This window comes from Rahnella victoriana (assembly GCF_004330295.1).
GTDB classification, from domain to species: domain Bacteria; phylum Pseudomonadota; class Gammaproteobacteria; order Enterobacterales; family Enterobacteriaceae; genus Rahnella; species Rahnella victoriana.
The window spans coordinates 123050-139666 of sequence record NZ_SJOJ01000010.1; the positions used below are offsets into that span (position 1 = coordinate 123050).

Annotated in this window: 16 protein-coding genes; 2 read left to right on the forward strand and 14 right to left on the reverse strand. The window is 54.8% G+C overall.

The window, feature by feature from the left end; genetic code table 11:
• The first annotated feature begins 2 nt into the window (after positions 1–2).
• Together EYY67_RS10540 and EYY67_RS10545 are read left to right on the forward strand one after the other, a co-directional pair.
• Positions 3–1010 carry a FecCD family ABC transporter permease gene (locus tag EYY67_RS10540; RefSeq protein WP_119826279.1) on the forward strand — a complete coding sequence of 336 codons (1008 nt, stop codon included), beginning with the start codon at positions 3–5 and terminating at the stop codon, positions 1008–1010.
• Positions 1003–1791, forward strand: coding sequence for a heme ABC transporter ATP-binding protein (locus EYY67_RS10545; protein ID WP_131693468.1), 789 nt, complete (start codon positions 1003–1005; stop codon positions 1789–1791). The genes EYY67_RS10540 and EYY67_RS10545 overlap by 8 nt, the downstream gene beginning before the upstream one ends.
• A 58-nt stretch (positions 1792–1849) precedes the next feature.
• Here the strand turns inward: EYY67_RS10545 and EYY67_RS10550 are convergent, their stop codons facing one another.
• The 14 genes from EYY67_RS10550 to btuC form a co-directional block, all read right to left on the reverse strand.
• Entirely contained in the window at positions 1850–3304 is a 1455-nt protein-coding gene (locus tag EYY67_RS10550) for a protein adenylyltransferase SelO (protein WP_131693469.1), read from the reverse strand.
• Between the two features lie 142 nt (positions 3305–3446).
• On the reverse strand, positions 3447–4175 hold the full coding sequence (locus tag EYY67_RS10555; protein ID WP_119827410.1) for an EAL domain-containing protein: 729 nt from the start codon (positions 4173–4175) through the stop codon (positions 3447–3449).
• Between the two features lie 510 nt (positions 4176–4685).
• The gene (gene lplA / locus EYY67_RS10560) at positions 4686–5699 is read right to left on the reverse strand and encodes a lipoate--protein ligase (RefSeq protein WP_095921447.1); all 1014 of its coding nucleotides are present in this window, start codon (positions 5697–5699) and stop codon (positions 4686–4688) included.
• Positions 5700–5795: 96 nt separating this feature from the next.
• A complete protein-coding gene (locus tag EYY67_RS10565; protein ID WP_082465713.1) occupies positions 5796–6275 on the reverse strand; it encodes an NlpC/P60 family protein in 480 nt (159 codons plus the stop codon).
• Between the two features lie 155 nt (positions 6276–6430).
• A complete protein-coding gene (arnF, locus tag EYY67_RS10570) occupies positions 6431–6820 on the reverse strand; it encodes a 4-amino-4-deoxy-L-arabinose-phosphoundecaprenol flippase subunit ArnF (RefSeq protein ID WP_131693470.1) in 390 nt (129 codons plus the stop codon).
• Entirely contained in the window at positions 6817–7149 is a 333-nt protein-coding gene (gene arnE / locus EYY67_RS10575; RefSeq protein ID WP_095921444.1) for a 4-amino-4-deoxy-L-arabinose-phosphoundecaprenol flippase subunit ArnE, read from the reverse strand. The genes arnF and arnE overlap by 4 nt, the downstream gene beginning before the upstream one ends.
• On the reverse strand, positions 7146–8816 hold the full coding sequence (gene arnT, locus EYY67_RS10580) for a lipid IV(A) 4-amino-4-deoxy-L-arabinosyltransferase (protein WP_119826287.1): 1671 nt from the start codon (positions 8814–8816) through the stop codon (positions 7146–7148). The genes arnE and arnT overlap by 4 nt, the downstream gene beginning before the upstream one ends.
• Positions 8816–9715, reverse strand: a complete 900-nt coding sequence (gene arnD / locus EYY67_RS10585) for a 4-deoxy-4-formamido-L-arabinose-phosphoundecaprenol deformylase (protein WP_095925099.1) — start codon at positions 9713–9715, stop codon at positions 8816–8818. The genes arnT and arnD overlap by 1 nt, the downstream gene beginning before the upstream one ends.
• Before the next feature lie 13 nt (positions 9716–9728).
• Complete coding sequence (gene arnA, locus EYY67_RS10590; protein ID WP_131693471.1) at positions 9729–11711, reverse strand: bifunctional UDP-4-amino-4-deoxy-L-arabinose formyltransferase/UDP-glucuronic acid oxidase ArnA; 1983 nt, start codon at positions 11709–11711, stop codon at positions 9729–9731.
• The gene (arnC, locus tag EYY67_RS10595; protein WP_119826292.1) at positions 11711–12691 is read right to left on the reverse strand and encodes an undecaprenyl-phosphate 4-deoxy-4-formamido-L-arabinose transferase; all 981 of its coding nucleotides are present in this window, start codon (positions 12689–12691) and stop codon (positions 11711–11713) included. The genes arnA and arnC overlap by 1 nt, the downstream gene beginning before the upstream one ends.
• Positions 12691–13833: a UDP-4-amino-4-deoxy-L-arabinose aminotransferase gene (gene arnB, locus EYY67_RS10600; protein ID WP_131693472.1), complete on the reverse strand. Its 1143-nt coding sequence runs from the start codon at positions 13831–13833 to the stop codon at positions 12691–12693. Before arnB ends, arnC begins: the two co-directional genes overlap by 1 nt.
• A gap of 341 nt (positions 13834–14174) precedes the next feature.
• Positions 14175–14942, reverse strand: a complete 768-nt coding sequence (gene btuD / locus EYY67_RS10605) for a vitamin B12 ABC transporter ATP-binding protein BtuD (protein WP_119826296.1) — start codon at positions 14940–14942, stop codon at positions 14175–14177.
• 19 nt (positions 14943–14961) lie between these two features.
• A complete protein-coding gene (locus EYY67_RS10610; RefSeq protein WP_131693473.1) occupies positions 14962–15513 on the reverse strand; it encodes a glutathione peroxidase in 552 nt (183 codons plus the stop codon).
• A 74-nt stretch (positions 15514–15587) separates the two neighbouring features.
• Positions 15588–16595, reverse strand: a complete 1008-nt coding sequence (gene btuC / locus EYY67_RS10615; RefSeq protein WP_131693474.1) for a vitamin B12 ABC transporter permease BtuC — start codon at positions 16593–16595, stop codon at positions 15588–15590.
• Positions 16596–16617 lie beyond the last annotated feature (22 nt).

Genomic DNA, 16617 nt, shown 5'->3' on the forward strand with positions numbered 1-16617 from the left:
CAATGCCATCACGACGCCGCTCGCCGGTTTGGGCGCTGATCGGCCTCGGCGGTGCTCTGCTGGTACTGGCGGTTCTGGCAACCAATACCGGCGCCATGTCCCTGTCACTGAGAACCTTGTTCACGCGGCCATTTGATGATGGTTTGTGGCAGGTCTGGCTGACTATCCGCCTGCCAAGAGTGTTACTCGCGGTGGTGGTCGGGTGTGCGCTGGCCTGTTCCGGCGCAGTAATGCAGGGACTGTTCCGCAATCCGCTGGCGGATCCGGGTTTGCTTGGTATCAGCAGCGGAGCTGCGCTGGCCGTGGCGCTGACGATTGTCATGCCACTGGCGCTGCCGCCCTTGCTGGCGCTTTACAGCCACATGATCAGCGCATTTATTGGCAGTCTGGCGATTTCCGCCATTGTCTTTACGCTGAGCCGTTTCGGGCATGGCGGGTTGTCCCGGTTGTTGCTCGCGGGGATTGCCATCAATGCGCTGTGCGGCGCGGCGGTCGGCGTGCTCACCTATGTCAGTGATGATCAGCAGTTACGCCAGTTCTCTCTCTGGAGCATGGGCAGTCTGGGACAGGCGCAATGGCCTACGCTGGCCGTCGCCGCCTCGCTGATCCTGCCCGCCTGTGTCGCCGCCATGTTTATGGCCCGCCGCCTGAATATTTTGCAACTGGGTGAGGAGGATGCGCACTATCTGGGCGTCAACGTCCGTCGCACTCAGTTGCAGTTGCTGTTGCTCAGTGCCCTGCTGGTGGGCGCGGCAGTGGCGGTGTCGGGTGTGATCGGCTTTATCGGTCTGGTGATCCCTCATCTGTTGCGCATGCGTATCGGCGCGGATCACCGCTGGCTGCTGCCGGGTTCAGCGATGGCGGGTGCCTGTCTGCTGTTGCTGGCCGATACCCTGGCACGCACGCTGGTGGCGCCGGCTGAAATGCCGGTGGGATTGCTGACCAGCCTGATCGGCGGTCCATACTTTTTATGGCTGATCCTGCGTTCAGGAGTGCCGCGCAATGTCTGATTTCAGTTCATCAATGCATGCAGAAAACCTCTCCTATTCCGCCGGCGGGCGTCGCCTGATCAATGATGTGTCGCTCAGTCTGCAAAGCGGCGAAATGGTGGCGCTGATCGGGCCAAACGGTGCCGGAAAATCGACACTGATGCGGATACTGACCGGTTATCTGACGCCGCAGTCAGGCCAGTGCTTGCTTCTGGGAAAACCCCTCACCGAATGGACCGCGCAGGAACTGGCCCGGACACGCGCCGTTATGCGCCAGAACAACACATTAGCCTTTGGTTTCACGGTGCGGGAAGTGCTGACGTTGGGGCGCTCACCTCACGGACAGCAAAATATGCAGCGCGCGCTGACGGAAGTGATGGCGCAGACGGACTGCCTGAGTCTCGCTGAACGCGATTACCGCCATCTTTCCGGCGGTGAGCAACAACGCGTTCAGCTTGCCCGGGTACTGATCCAGCTGTGGCAGCCTGAGCCCTCGCCGCGCTGGCTGTTTCTCGATGAGCCGACCTCGGCGCTGGATTTATACCATCAGCAACGTTCATTGCGTCTGCTGCGTCAGTTAACCCGGCAGACGCCACTGACCGTGTGTTGCGTGCTGCACGATCTGAATCTTGCCGCACTGTATGCTGACCGGATCATTTTGTTGCACAGCGGCAGCGTGGTCGCCAGCGGTACGCCTGCCGAAGTGCTGAGTGAAGGGATTTTGAGTCGCTGGTATCAGGCCGATCTGAATGTCTGTCCGCATCCGGAAACGGCGCTGCCTCAGGTGTTTTTGCGCCAGTAGATCCGGCCCCGGTCAGCGGAAATAAAAAAATGCCACAGCAGATGTGGCATTTTTTATGTCAACTTGAGCAGGATATTTCGAGATGTTTTCCCCAGTCCGGCGGCAGCGCCGCCATCTCGTCATATTGCGGCGCATCGCTGTATGGATCACGCAGCGCCTGATGCAGTTGCGTCAGCACGCTGATGTCATCTTCTTCTGCCCTTTCAATGGCTTGCTGCGCCAGATAATTACGCAAAATCACCCGCGGATTGCTCTGTTTCATCGCATCCTGCCGCGTGGCGTCATCCACCTCTTCCGTTTGCAGGCGCTGGCGATACGCCTGATACCAGCTGTCGAAAGCCGCACGGTCAATGAATTCATCACGCAACGGGGAGGAAGCCTGTTGCTGTTCTGTCTGGCTGAGCAATCTGAAGGTTTGGGTGAAATCCCGGCCTTCCTTCGCCATCAGACTGAGCAGGCCGGTCAGCAGGTCATTATCCTGTTTGTTCTCGCTAAAGAATCCCAGCTTGCCGCGCATCAGCGTGCCATAGGCTTTCATCAGTGCCGGTTCATAGGCACCCAGCGCGCTTTGCAACTGTTCCGCAGACATCAGGCCAGAAAGCGTTTGTGCCAGACGATGCAGGTTCCAGTACGCCACGGCGGGCTGATTATCGTAGCTGTAGCGACCCTGATGATCAGAATGATTACAGATGTAACCCGGCTGATAATCATCGAGGAATCCGTAAGGGCCGTAATCAATGGTCAGCCCGAGAATCGACATGTTATCGGTGTTCATCACACCATGAGCAAACCCGACACTCTGCCATTGCGCAATCAGCCTGGCGGTTCGTTCAACGACATCCGTAAACCATTGCTGATAACGCGAAGCCTCTGCCGGTTCACTTTCCAGTAACTGCGGCCAGTGATGCGCAATGACATAATCGGCCAGCTGCTTCACCTGATCCGGCTGTTTACGGTAATAAAAATGTTCAAAATGGCCGAAACGGACGTGACTTTCCGCCACACGGATCAGCATCGCGCCGCGCTCCGGCTGCTCGCGGAAGACCGGCTGGTCGCTGGTGGCGATCGTCAGTGCGCGGGTGGTCGGTATCGACAGATGATGCAAGGCTTCGGAAGCCAGAAATTCACGCACCACCGAACGTAATACGGCACGCCCGTCGCCCATCCGCGAATAGGGAGTCAGCCCCGCACCTTTCAGATGCCAGTCCAGACGCTTTCCGGAAGGCAAAACCTGCTCACCCAGTAAAATGCCGCGCCCGTCACCGAGTTGTCCGGCCCATTGCCCGAACTGATGCCCGCTGTAAACCTGCGCCAGAGGCAGCATGCCGGGGAATAATGTTTCACCGCACCAGTATCCACGGTGCGCGGTATCGAAAAGCGCGTCTTCCAGTCCCAGTTCCCGCGCCAGCGGTTCACTGTGATAAAGCAGCCGGGCGCCTTTGAGTGGCGTCGGTTGCAGCGCCGTGTAAAAACCCGGCAACTGGTCAGCATAATGATGTTCAAATTGCGGCATAAATCCCCCTTTTTAATAGTGTAGGACTGCAATGCCGCGATTAACACGGACTAACCGCAGGGAGATTAGCGAATGCAGAGGCAAAAAATCCCGGTGCAGCAGGCGCTGACCGGGATGTCGTTCTGTATGCGGGTGATGGCAATTAATGAAATTGGGCAGGCCGTACCAGCAGGCGGTCCAGTTCGGCAGGCTCTACGCCCGGCCACAGCAGACCTTTTAAGCCCTGAACCTCGGTTCTGCGCAGCGCCTCAAAATAGTCCTGATTATCCAGTCCGTCGACCACCACGTTGCGGCAAAACCGGTTAACGTTTCGGATCAGAGACGGCATTACGATAGTAAAATTTTCACCTTCGCAAAGCTGCCAGAACAGGTTTTTATCCAGCTTCACCCACTGGAACAGATGATCAAAAATCGGTGCCATGGTGATATTGCCTGAACCAAAATTGTCCAGCCATAAAGGGAAATGCTGCTTCAGGGCGATAAGTTGTGGGTTATTTCTGCCTTCAGCAAGACGTGGAAAAGATTCACTCAGATTAAGATGAATGAAGGTATGAGCCTTAAGAGCATTGCGAAGCCCGTCATCTTCCAGCAACAACGCCACCTGTTTTTCCTCAACGGCGATATTCAATATGACCTGATTATCGTTAAACCATTGAGCATGCTCATCCGCCCAACACTGTTGCTCAGTGAGAAAGCGCAGTAATTGCTGGCGGGTCAACAAGTTGAGCACCAGTTCCGTGGGCATGACTAACTTACTGTCTGTGCTGGAGAAGCGGCAAATGAGTTCAACCGCCAGTAATTTCCCCCCGACCGAGTAGATCGGCTGGCACAGGTAGCTGCTGTTAAAGGCCGTATCGAATTGTATTTTCATTTTTGTCCAAAACGTCAACGGCACTGCGTATTGATTAATAACTTTTTTGACTATCAATCAGATCATCATGATGCCGGAGCCCCGAGGCATAACCGAAACGTTAGAGAAATTGATATCAAGAAAGAGCTTGTCCGGTTGTAAATGTGCTGCACAGACCACGCGAACGGCTGCGAAATCAAATGTTTTTAATTGTGCGTTTCCCCTTAACACCTTCTTTTTGAGGGTTATGTCAGCAGATACAGGGGTTTCAGACTAATCTTATCGTCAGCCATGAAAACGCGCAACTTGCACGGTGAACGCTGTCAGACTTATTTCAACAAGAATTCCGCTCAGAATTTGTGCTAACGCACAATAAAGCATGTCACTGAATATTTTAGCTAATGGTTATAGTGGCTTATGAAATATTGCGCAAGCCACACTGCGTACAATGTGGCTTTTTCGGACTAATGGGTTATTTTTCTAACACGATAATAAATCGAAGTTTATTTGCGTTATGTCTGCACGGGACCACTACTGCACACAACGCACCAGCCAGTTTTGCAGTTCGGCGAGTTCTGCCCGCATCGACGGGTACTGCGCCATGACGTTCTGGCAGGTCAGAGCCACATCCTGCGCATGGTAGCGCGTTCCCGCCAGCGCATCGGCCAGGGCCAGCAACGGTGCCGGATTCAGGCTGTCAGTGAAAATCTGTGCGCGGCTGATATTGCCTTTCTCCACATCAAAGTGAATATCCACACCGCCCCAGACAAAACGCTCATTCAGCAGATGGCTGAAAGCCGGTGCCTTACCGAAATTCCATTCCCAGCTACTTTGTTTGGCAAACCGCTCAGGGAATCCGGGAATGTCCGGGTAAACATCCGGTGAGATGATTTCAGGTTCAACGCGCGCACCGTACCAGTCAAAGAAAGCCGAGGTGACGGCTTCGCAAATTTGCTCGTGGTTGATCTCCGGGACAAATTCGCTGAGATTGGCCACCCGTGAGCGCACCGAGGTAATGCCTTTCGCCTGTAATTTTTTCACATCGGGATTGAGATAATTTGCCAGACGGCTGAGATCGGCATTGAGCAGCAGCGTGCCATGATGAAATCCCCGGTCAGCCGTTTCACGGTACGCCGAGCCGGAGATTTTCCGCTCACCTTCCGCAGTCTGTACCACCAGATCGTTGCGGCCTGAGGCGCTGGCCTGAATACCGAGCGAGTTTAATGCGTTCAGGATAATGCCGGTGGAGACGCTTTTATCGTATTCCGGCTTGCCTGCCATAAATGTAAAGCAGGTATTGCCCAGATCGTGGAAAACCGCCCCGCCGCCGCTGCTGCGGCGCGCCAGCCGGATGCCGTCTTCTTCCATCCGGCGGGTGTTGCATTCTTTCCACGGGTTTTGCGCCTGCCCGATCACCACAGTTTCAGCATTACGCCAGAGGAATAACACCCGCTGCGTGGTCATCTCGCGAAAGATGCAGTCTTCCACCGCCAGATTGAACCAGGGATCATAAGAGTCGGAAAGTAATAGTCTGAGAGGTTTCATCGCATATTCATCCTGAAAGAGTCTGTCCGGATAATAACAGCAAAAATCAGGATGAAATACGCAGTGAAATCAGGGGGAATGCGATTTAACGCCGCGTCAGATGCGGCGCGCCTGCCAGTACACTTTGCGCCAGTAAACGTTGTCCAGTGAGGACCGCGTTACACCCTGGCTGGTGGAGGCATGAATAAACTGATCGGCGGTGTCATAGATGCCTACGTGCAGGCCATTTTCGCCACTGCCGGTTTTGAAGAACACTAAGTCTCCGGGCAACAGTTCATCGCGGGACACTTTGGTGCCGATTTTAGTCTGGTCAGCCGTGGTTCTGGGCAGCACGACGCCAAAACGGTCGCGGTAAGTGCGGAAGACAAAGCCTGAACAGTCGACGCCGCTCGGCTGCAATCCACCGTAGCGATAAGGTGCACCGTGCCACTGGCTGAGCTGATCGTTAAGCTCGGCAACCACGGTAATCGAATCGGCAAACCGGCCACTTGGCGGCGGGGCGTGGCTGCTGCAACCGTTAAGAATTAACGCGGCAACAGCCAGCAGGGAATACATGGATACGGACGACCAGCGCATAGTGCATTCCTTCTCGAATAGCGTCACGGCATGACCAGAACGCGAAGGGTTGCGCGGGCCGGATAAGTCGCCGTTATCTAAGAACTAATAGAATTTAGCGCTATTTTATCCGTCATCCAATATTTAATGATGTTTTTTATCATCTCAAAAACGATTCAGTGTGATTTTTTTACCGGTTTACTGTGGATCAGCCAGACGCCGGACAGGATAAGCAGACCGCCCAGGGTTTTGGTTAAGCTGATGCTTTCATTGAACCACGGCAGTGTGACGGCAGCGATGTACACCAGCGCATAGCTCAGGCTGAGCAGCGTATACGCGCGGTTAAGCGGTAAATAGCGTAAGGCAAAAAACCAGCATCCCATCGATAGGACATAACCACACAGCCCAAGAAACACGGCGATCAGGGGGGGTAAGTTATTAAGAATAAAAGAAACATGCCACAGCGACAGTGCATCTGACGGGATCTGCACCATGCCCCATTTCATCAGTAACTGGGCTGCGGTGACCAGTAACACACTGCCCGCGCCCCACAGATAGCCCTTCATAAGCTGACACTCATCAGCGCAATCCCCGACATAATCAGTGCGACGCCACACCAGTGCCGTCCGTCAACCACTTCATGGAAAAACCAGCGGGCGCACAACGTAATCAGGACAAAGTTAAGGCTGAGCATCGGATAGGCCAGACTCAGGGGCAGCAACTGCAAGACCCGAAGCCATAACAGCATACCGATGCCCAGCAGCAGCACCGCCAGCCCGAGCCAGCGTAAAATGGCTGCCATGCCGTGCCCCGCCACCTGCGCGGCCTGCTTCTGACAAAGCTGACCGGCACAGGTGATGACGCTGACGGCGAGAACCAGAAGAAATCCGGTCATGGCAGTTTTTTGTAGAACAGCAGAGCCATACGATCCATTTTTACTGTCGCATCTGCCGGAGGCAGTTTTCCGATGGAGACGGCATTTTTATCGAGTTTCATGATCACGGAGATATTCCCCTGCTGTCGTGCCTTTTGTAACCATGCCGGGAATCCGGCGGCATCGACGAAATTAGCCTGTGCATCAGGATAACTCAGACCGTATTGCAGCTCGCCCCTTTCGTCAAACATCATGATATCGCTGCGTTTGAGCATCCACGCCAGTCCGGTCGCCACCCCGACATTGTCAGCAAGGATATAGCGGCTGTCGTGCAGCAATCCGATGTTATTGTCTAAAAACACCTGTGGCTGTTTGGAATCCATCACTTTCTGCGGAATGGCCTGCCCGATCAGAAGCGCCAGCACCACCGGACAGGCCGCCGCCCAATACCAGCGTTTTTTCAGATCGGTCAGCGACATCGCACCGGCCAGCGCCCAGACGGCAAAACACAGGATGCCAATCAGCGCCCGTGGCAGCTCCGGGCGGCCAAATACCGGCTTAACGTGAACCGGTAAAATACCGGATATCACCAGGACCGCCACCGCCATCAGCACACCGAACACAATATTGATGATGCCGTTAGCTTTCAGCGCCCGCAGTTTGCCGGACTGACGGATCTGTTCCAGATGGTCAGCCATCAGCAGAGCCAGCGGCGCAAAGCACGGCAGGATATAGGTCGGCAATTTGCCTTTGGCGATACTGAAGAAAATCAGCGGCATCACCGCCCAGCTCAACAGGAAGAACAGTTCCGGACGCATCACGCGTTTGGTCCAGCCATCACGCAGCGCGCCGGGTAACAACCCCACCCAGGGTAACGCACCGAGGATCAGTACCGGCAGGTAATACCAGAACGGCGCTTTATGCTGGGCATCGGCTTCAGCAAAACGCTGAATATGTTCGACCCAGAAGAAGTAATTCCAGTAATCCGGCTCGCGGCGGGCGATCGCCAGCACCCACGGCATGCTGAGGATCACGGCGCTGAGCACCGCCAGCGGCCCCCAGCCAAACAGGGTTTTGAAACGCTTTTCACGCCAGATAATGGGCAGGACAGCGATCACCGGCAATGCCAGCGCCAGAAAACCTTTGGTCATAAAGCCCATACCACAGGCCAGCCCCAGTGCGATCCAGCTCGCGGCTTTTTGTGGTGTCCGCGAGACCCGCAGACAGAAATAGCTGGCGACCATCGCAACGGTCATCCATAGCGTAATCATCGGATCCAGCACACTGTAAGTACCGATGCTGAACACCAGCGTGCAGGAGAGATAAATCAGCACTGCAGTGCATGCGGTCTGACGATTACGCCACATCAGATGCGCCAGCCAGAACACCAGCAGTGCGCTAAGCGCGGTGCTGAAGACCGAGCCAAAACGCACGGCAAAGTTACTGTCACCAAAAATCATCTGGCTGAAGTTGTTAAACCAGTAACCGGCGACCGGTTTTTCGAAATAACGTAACCCGAGCAGATGCGGCACAACCCAGTCGCCGCGCTGAAGCATTTCGCGGCTGATCTCGGCATAACGGGTTTCATCGGGCTGCCATAACAGGCGGGTATTCAGAGGGACAAGATAAACCAGCGCAAAGAACACCAGAATCAGGGTGCTCCATACGCCTTTAATCGTTTTTGACATCAGGAAAAACCTTCTTGCTGACAGCCCAGCCAACCTTCCCGGCCCGGGAAACTGGCGCGAACCACTTTGCCTGTTGGCAACGTACTGAGATCTTGCGGCAGCAACTCGCCCAGCGTACAAAACCGGATCCCCTGCGCCTGCGCGCGGGTGAGTAAGTCGTCAAATTGTGTTGCCAGCGACATGCCTTCCACTTCGGCATGGATGGTATACACCGGCACGCCGTGATCGTTCTCTATTGCATCGAGAATAAAATCGTTGAAGTTATCTGCCGTGATCTCCCCGCCCGCCACTTCATCATACGTGGGCAATGTCACGGGAATTTGCACCGTGCCCGGCGTGCCGTTTTCCAGCACCGGCAGGAACGGGTGCGTACCACGACAATCACTGTTGTAGTAGAAATGGAAACGCTCTTTCACTTCCACCACCCGCTCGTCGGCGCGCCAGCCCGCGACGGCTGAACATTCGACATCGTGCCCGAGGCTTTTTTCCAGCGCCTCCAGCCCCAGCCGGATCTGTTCTTCCAGTTGTTTATCGGACCACTTCCCCACTTTCGCCTGCCAGCCCTGATGATCCCACGCATGCAGCCCGACTTCATGACCGCGTTTGGTGGTTTCTTTCATCAGATAACCGAGATCTTTGGCGATAAGCTTGCCCGGCCACGCCGTACCGGCCAGCAGGATATCCCAGCCATAGAGGGACGCGGCATTAGAGCGCAGCATTTTCCACAGAAAGCGCGGTTTAAGCAGGCGCCACAAATGGCGCCCCATGTTATCCGGCCCTACGCTGAAGAAGAAACTGGCGGTAATGTTATGTTTTGCAAGGGTGTGCAGAAGCTGAGGGACACCCTCCCGGGTGCCGCTCCAGGTATCCACATCAATACGCAGACCCACGTTCTTCATGACCGGCACCGTTTCAGGCTTTGTCAGCATCAGGATTGACAGAGCGCAGGAAGAAATCCAGCGTTTCGGCGACGGTTTTCTCCATGCCGATTTCAGGTTTCCAGTCCAGCAACCGGCGGGCATTTTTGATGCTCGGCGTACGGTGTTCTACATCCTGATAACCTTTACCGTAGTACGTGCTGCTTTCCACCAGATTGAAACCGGCAAACGGCGGGAACTGCGCGCGCAGCGGGTGCGCCTCGAAGCTGCTCAGCAGCATTTCGGCCAGTTCACGGATGCTCGCTTCATTGGTCGGGTTACCGATGTTGATGATCTGGCCGTCACACAGGTTGTCGCGGTTTTCAATAATGCGGAACAGCGCTTCGATACCGTCGTTGATATCGGTGAAACAACGCTTCTGTTCGCCACCATCCACCAGTTTGATCGGTGAACCTTCGACCAGATTCAGGATCAGCTGGGTGATCGCGCGGGAACTGCCGATACGCGCCGCATCCAGGTTATCCAGACGGGGTCCCATCCAGTTGAACGGACGGAACAGGGTAAATTTCAGCCCTTCTTTCGCGCCGTATGCCCAGATCACCCGGTCCAGCAGTTGCTTGGATACGGAGTAAATCCAGCGCTGTTTGTTGATCGGGCCGACGATAAGACGGGAATGATCTTCGTCGAATTCCTTGTCATCACACATGCCGTAAACTTCAGACGTTGACGGGAAGATGATGCGTTTTTTGTATTTCACGCAATCGCGGACGATTTTCAGGTTTTCTTCGAAATCCAGTTCGAACACACGCAGCGGATTTCGGGTGTATTCGATTGGCGTGGCGATGGCTACCAGCGGCAGCACGACGTCACATTTTTTAATGTGGTATTCGATCCACTCGGAATGGATGCTGATATCGCCTTCAACAAAGTGGAAGTGCGGATTATCCATAAAGCGGCTGACGGCGTCAGAGCTGATGTCCAGACCGTAAATTTCATAACGATCTTCGCGCAGCAGGCGTTCACTCAGGTGGTTACCGATAAACCCGTTAACACCGAGGATCAGTACGCGGGTACGGCGTTTCATCGCCGCAGTAGGCAATGTCGCCACGCGCATATCCGGCATGATGCCCAGTTCCAGCGCCAGACGGGAACCCTGCACGTACAGGCCGTTTTCACTCTGCCCGGCCAGAATTTCCAGTGCGCCTTTGCCACAGGCGATAGTCAGCGGATCGGAAGAAAGCACGGTCCCCGGTTGTTTGTCATGCTGAGTTGCCAGCGGACGCGCGCGCCAGACCGTCAGTTTGCGCTGACCGAGGAAAGAGAACGCGCCCGGATAAGGTTCGGTGACGGCGCGGATCAGGTTGTTAATGTCAGTGGCCGGTTTGTGCCAGTGAATTTCACCATCGGCGGCCGTGCGACGGCCAAAGTAAGTGGCCTGTGTTTCATCTTGTGGCGTCAGCGTGAACGCACCCGCTTTCATCTCCGGCAGCACATCAGTCAGTAACGCTTTTGCCGCGTCACGCACTTTGGCATGCAATGTCAGGGCCGTATCATCTGGCGCAATGGTCACTTTACGCTGGCCGACGATATCGCCCGCATCCGGGCGTTTCACCATTTTATGCAGCGTCACACCGGTCTCGGTTTCACCCCTGAGCAGCGCCCAGTTCACCGGTGCGCGGCCACGGTAGCGTGGCAGTAATGAACCATGCAGATTAAACCCGCCCTGCGGGGCCAGAGATAAAATCTCTTCGCTCAGCATGTTGCGGTAATAGAACGAGAAAATAACATCAGGCTGTAAAGCGCGGATGCGATCGAGCCACAGCGGATGATTCACATCTTCCGGCGCATAAACCGGCAGATTTAATTCAGCCCCCTGACGGGCAACAGAAGAAAAGAACTGGTTTTCATTCGGGGCATCCGTGTGAGTAAACACCGCCTGCACGTCGTAACCGGCATCAACCAGAGCCTGTAAACCAACGCAACCGATATCATGGTAGGCAAATACAATCGCTTTCATCACTCTTTTTCCTGACTGTTTTCTTCGGAACGAACGCCGACGACTTTTTGAACGAAATAACGGGGACGTGCGCGCACATCGTTATAGATCCGCCCGATGTATTCACCGAGTAATCCCATGCCGACAAACTGCGCACCAATAAACATAAATAACACCGCAAACAGCGTGAACACGCCTTCCGCCGCCCACTCCGGGCCGTTGATAAGGCGCATTAAAATCAGGAACACGGCCAGCAGGAAACCGAAGAGCGCAATCACGCTGCCCACCACACTGAGCATTCTGAGCGGCGTGGTCGTCAGACAGGTGATCAGGTCATACATCAGGTTAATCAGTTTCATCAGACTGTATTTGGAATCGCCAAATTCACGTTCGGAATGCTGAACCGGGATTTCCACCGTCTTACGCGCAAAGGTGTTGGCGAGGATCGGGATAAAAGTGCTTCGCTCATGGCAATGCAGCATGGCTTCAATAATGTGGCGGCGGTATGCACGCAACATGCAGCCGTAATCTCCCATCGATTTTCCGGTGGCACGCTGGATCATCATGTTGATCATTTTGGATGCGGTTTTACGGAACCAGGAATCGCGGCGGTTGGCGCGCACCGTGCCCACCACGTCATAACCTTCATCGGCTTTAGCCACCAGACGCGGAATTTCTTCCGGCGGGTTTTGCAAATCAGCGTCAAGTGTAATGACCAGATCGCCCGTCACATGGCTGAAACCGGCCATGATGGCGGAATGCTGTCCGTAGTTACGGTTAAGCAGCACGGCGATAATGTGACTGTCCGGTTGTTCTGCCGCAGCGGAAAGCATGTCGCCTGAGCTGTCCGCACTGCCGTCATCCACCAGGATGATTTCGTATTGCTGGGTTAATTCTTTACATGCGGCCTGAGTGCGCGAGAGAAGCGCAGGCAGGCTTTCTTCTTCGTTGTAGACCGGGATGACCACCGAGACTTTACGAATGGGTTCATAATGCGCCACTACTGCGCCTCCAGAAGGGAAAAGAGAGCCGCGACAACACGGTCCACATCGCTGTCCTGCATATCAGGGAACAAAGGCAAACTGCACAGACGTGCCGAGTTCCATTCGCTGGCTGGCAGATTCAGATGCGGATAACGTTCGCGGTAATATTTTTGGGTGTGAGCTGCGCGGAAATGCAATCCGGTTCCGATCCCCTGCTCTTTCAGGCGTTCCATCAGATCATCACGGCTGATGCCGCAACGTTGTTCGTCGACACGGATCATGAATAAGTGCCACGCATGAAGATGCGGATAAGCCGGCACATGCATCGGCAGATAAGGCGAACCCTGTAATTTATCCATATAGCGTTGCGCCAGTTCTGCACGGCGGGCATTCATTTGTGCCAGACGTTTCAGTTGCACAACGGCGATGGCGGCATGGATATCCGACAGGTTGTATTTAAACCCCGGCGCGACCACTTCCGCCTGCGGCTTCCGCCCCAGCACCTGGCGATCAAACGCATCAACGGCCAGACCGTGGAATTTCAGGGCGCGGACTTTAGCGGCCAGCGCATCGTCGTCGGTGGCGATCAGACCGCCTTCGGCACACGTCATGTTTTTGATGGCGTGGAAGGAGAAAATCGCGGTGCCCTGCGCGCCAATCCAGCGGTCACGGTATTTTGTGCCCGCCGCGTGCGCGGCATCTTCAATGACCGGGATACCATGCTGGTTGGCCACGGCATAGATCGGGTCAAGATCCAGCGGCGCACCGGCGTAATGGACAGGAATAATGGCTTTGGTTTTTGGGGTGATCGCCGCAGCGATGGCGTCGGCGCTGACCATCAGGGTGTCCGGATCAACATCGATCATGACCGGTTCTGCACCGAGCAAAACAATCATATTCAGGGTCGAAACCCAGGTCTGGGAAGGAGTAATGACTTCATCGCCGGGACCGATGCCCAGCGCCATTAATGTCACGTGCATCCCGCCGGTCGCGGAACTGACAGCAATGGCATGTTTACAACCGAAAGCGGCAGAAAAATCCTGTTCAAGCTGATGTGTTTGCGGCCCGGTGGTTATCCAGCCAGAACGTAAAACCTGCCCAACAGCCGCAATCTCTTCTTCGCCCATGGAAGGACGAGAGAAAGGCAAAAAGTTTTCCATTACGCTATCCCGAAAAGGTAATTAACTCATACCGACTGTAGACCGCATTTATTTAACCGTAAGTAAACGCCGCCCTGAATTTATGACTCTTAGGATGTCGGTTTAAGCTTAATTTAACCTTAAGGATTTGCCAGTATTGCGAAGTTAAATAGAAAGTAAATCAAGGGGAAATAAATAAAAGGAGAGATTAAACAGCAAGAAAAACAGAGAGATAAATTATTCCTCTGATTATTTTAAAAATGAACTTTATTTAAAAAGTGAAAACACTGTTCTTTTTTCGAACAACGTAAAGTCCCTGAGGGTAAGAAGACGCAATATTTATATAATGACAGCGCTACACATTAAACGCTGACCGATGTTTCTGTCGCCATTATCCACTGCCGCCCAGCCATCTGGTGTATCTGAAATGCTACGTTATAGACGCCGGAAAGTATCTCCGCCTGCATCACCGCAGTACATTCCCCCGCCGCAATGACCGATCCGGAAGACATTAACCACACCTGATGCGCGTAATGCAGGGTGTGATTGAGATCGTGATCGCTTATCACCACCGAACGTCCGCTTGCACAGAATTCCGTCAGTAGCTGATCCAGCGCCTGCTGCTGCGCCACATCCAGACTGTTCATCGGCTCATCCAGAAACAATATCTGGCTGTCAGGATTCACCTGCGGCCAGACCTGCAACAGTACCGCCGCCAGCCTGACACGTTGCCATTCTCCTCCCGACAGATGGGTGACCGGCCGCGCCAGTTTGTCACCTAACTGCAATGCACTGCATAACCGCGCGATGGTCTTTTCCAGTGCGGCGGGATCGGCTTGTTGTGGCTGGTGAAGAGAAAGATACTGGAATACCGGCATCAGCGATGCCGGTGTCAGTTGCTGGCATAACCAGGCGCGAAGACGGGCCAGCCGCGGACCGGAAATCTCCGCCAGCGGCTGCCCGTCGAGCAACACTTCACCGCCACCGCCGGACATACCCGCCAGCCGCGCCAGCAAGGTGCTTTTTCCGGCACCGTTCGGCCCGATGATATGGATCCGTTTGCCCGGCGCAATCTGTGTGGTGAAGGCCCGCAGACGGCCTTCAACGGTGATATCGCGACATTCCAGCATCTGTGTTCTCACGCGTAAATCATTTCGCCAGAGCGGCTTTGATGGTTTCCATCAGGATCGGATCTTCCGGTGCCATATCCGGCGCAAAACGCTGAACCACGGTGCCGTCACGACCAATCAGGAATTTTTCAAAGTTCCACAAGATGTCATCCGGTTTCAATGGCTGGCGACCTTTGCTGGCAAGACGCTCATAGAAGGCACTGTCTTCCGGTTTTACCGCTGTCGGACAGGCGGCAATCAGTGCCGAGTACAGCGGATGACGCTGTTCACCATTGACGTTAATTTTACTGAACATCGGGAATTTCACGCCAAAATTGGCGGTGCAGAAGGTTTTGATTTCCTCTTCCGTACCCGGCTCCTGCCCGGCAAATTCATTGCACGGGAAGCCCAGCACTTCGAAGCCACGGTCATGCCACGCCTGATAAATATTTTCCAGACCTTCGTATTGCTTGGTCAGGCCACATTGCGAAGCCACGTTGACCACCAGCAATACCGAACCTTTGTAAGCGCCCAGCGTAGTCGTTTCGCCATCGATCGTTTTCAGGGTGATATCAAAAATGTCATTGCTCATCGTGTTTATCCTAAGAGGTGTAGGTTAGGTAAAGGGGGTTTCAGGGAACAGCATAGACGACACGCTGCAAAGGATCAGCGGATTTGTCCGGTTCTGATTAATAACCAGATGAATACCGGTGCGCCGAGCGTGGCCGTGACCACGCCAATCGGCAACTCAGCGGCATATAAGCCAATGCGCGCCAGCACATCCGCCAGCAACAGCACCGACGCCCCGCCCAGTGCGCTGGCAGGCAGTAAGCGGCGCTGATCGGTAATATCGCACAGCCTGAGAATATGGGGGATCACCAGACCGATAAAGCCAATCACCCCCGCCAGCGCGACACTCAGCCCGACCATCCAGCCGACAGCCAGCACCAGAATATAGCGCCAGGCGTTCAGCGATATCCCCAGCTGGCGCGCCTGTTGTGTCCCCAGCGAGAGCAAATTCAGCGTGTTGCCCTGCCACACCAGCCACATCAACACCGGCAGCAGCATTAATCCCAGCCAGATCTGGCTCCAGTCGACCCCGCCAAATCCTCCCATCATCCAGTACATCAGCTGGCGTAAATCGAGATTGCTGCTGAAATAAATGGCCCAGGTCATTAATGCACTGCACACAATGCCAATCGCCACCCCGACCAGCAGCATCCGCGCATTCGTCAGCAGGCGTTTTCGGGCGATATACAACAGGAAGAATGTCACAACCAGCGCACCGGCCACGGCGGCCAGACTAATGACCCAGACGGGTAACATACCCTGCCCGAGCATCACGCAACCTACCAGCGCAACACCGGCACCGTTCGCCACACCGAGCAGCCCCGGCTCTGCCAGCGGATTTTCAAATAATGACTGCATCACGGTTCCGGCGACCGCCAGACTCGCGCCGACCAGGATCACGGCGATGGCACGGGGGAAACGCAATTGCCAGACAAAAAGACGCGCCTCGCTGCTCAGCCAGTGATCCGGCCACAGCCAGCGCTCGCCCGCACAGAGGCTGAGTACGCCGGTCAGCAAAAGCAGCAGACTCAGCCCGTATAACCAGCGACGGTCACGACATTTCTGTTGATGTTCAAGGGCAGAAAAAGTCTGCGGGATAGGCATGACGTGCAGTTTCCTGAGGCGG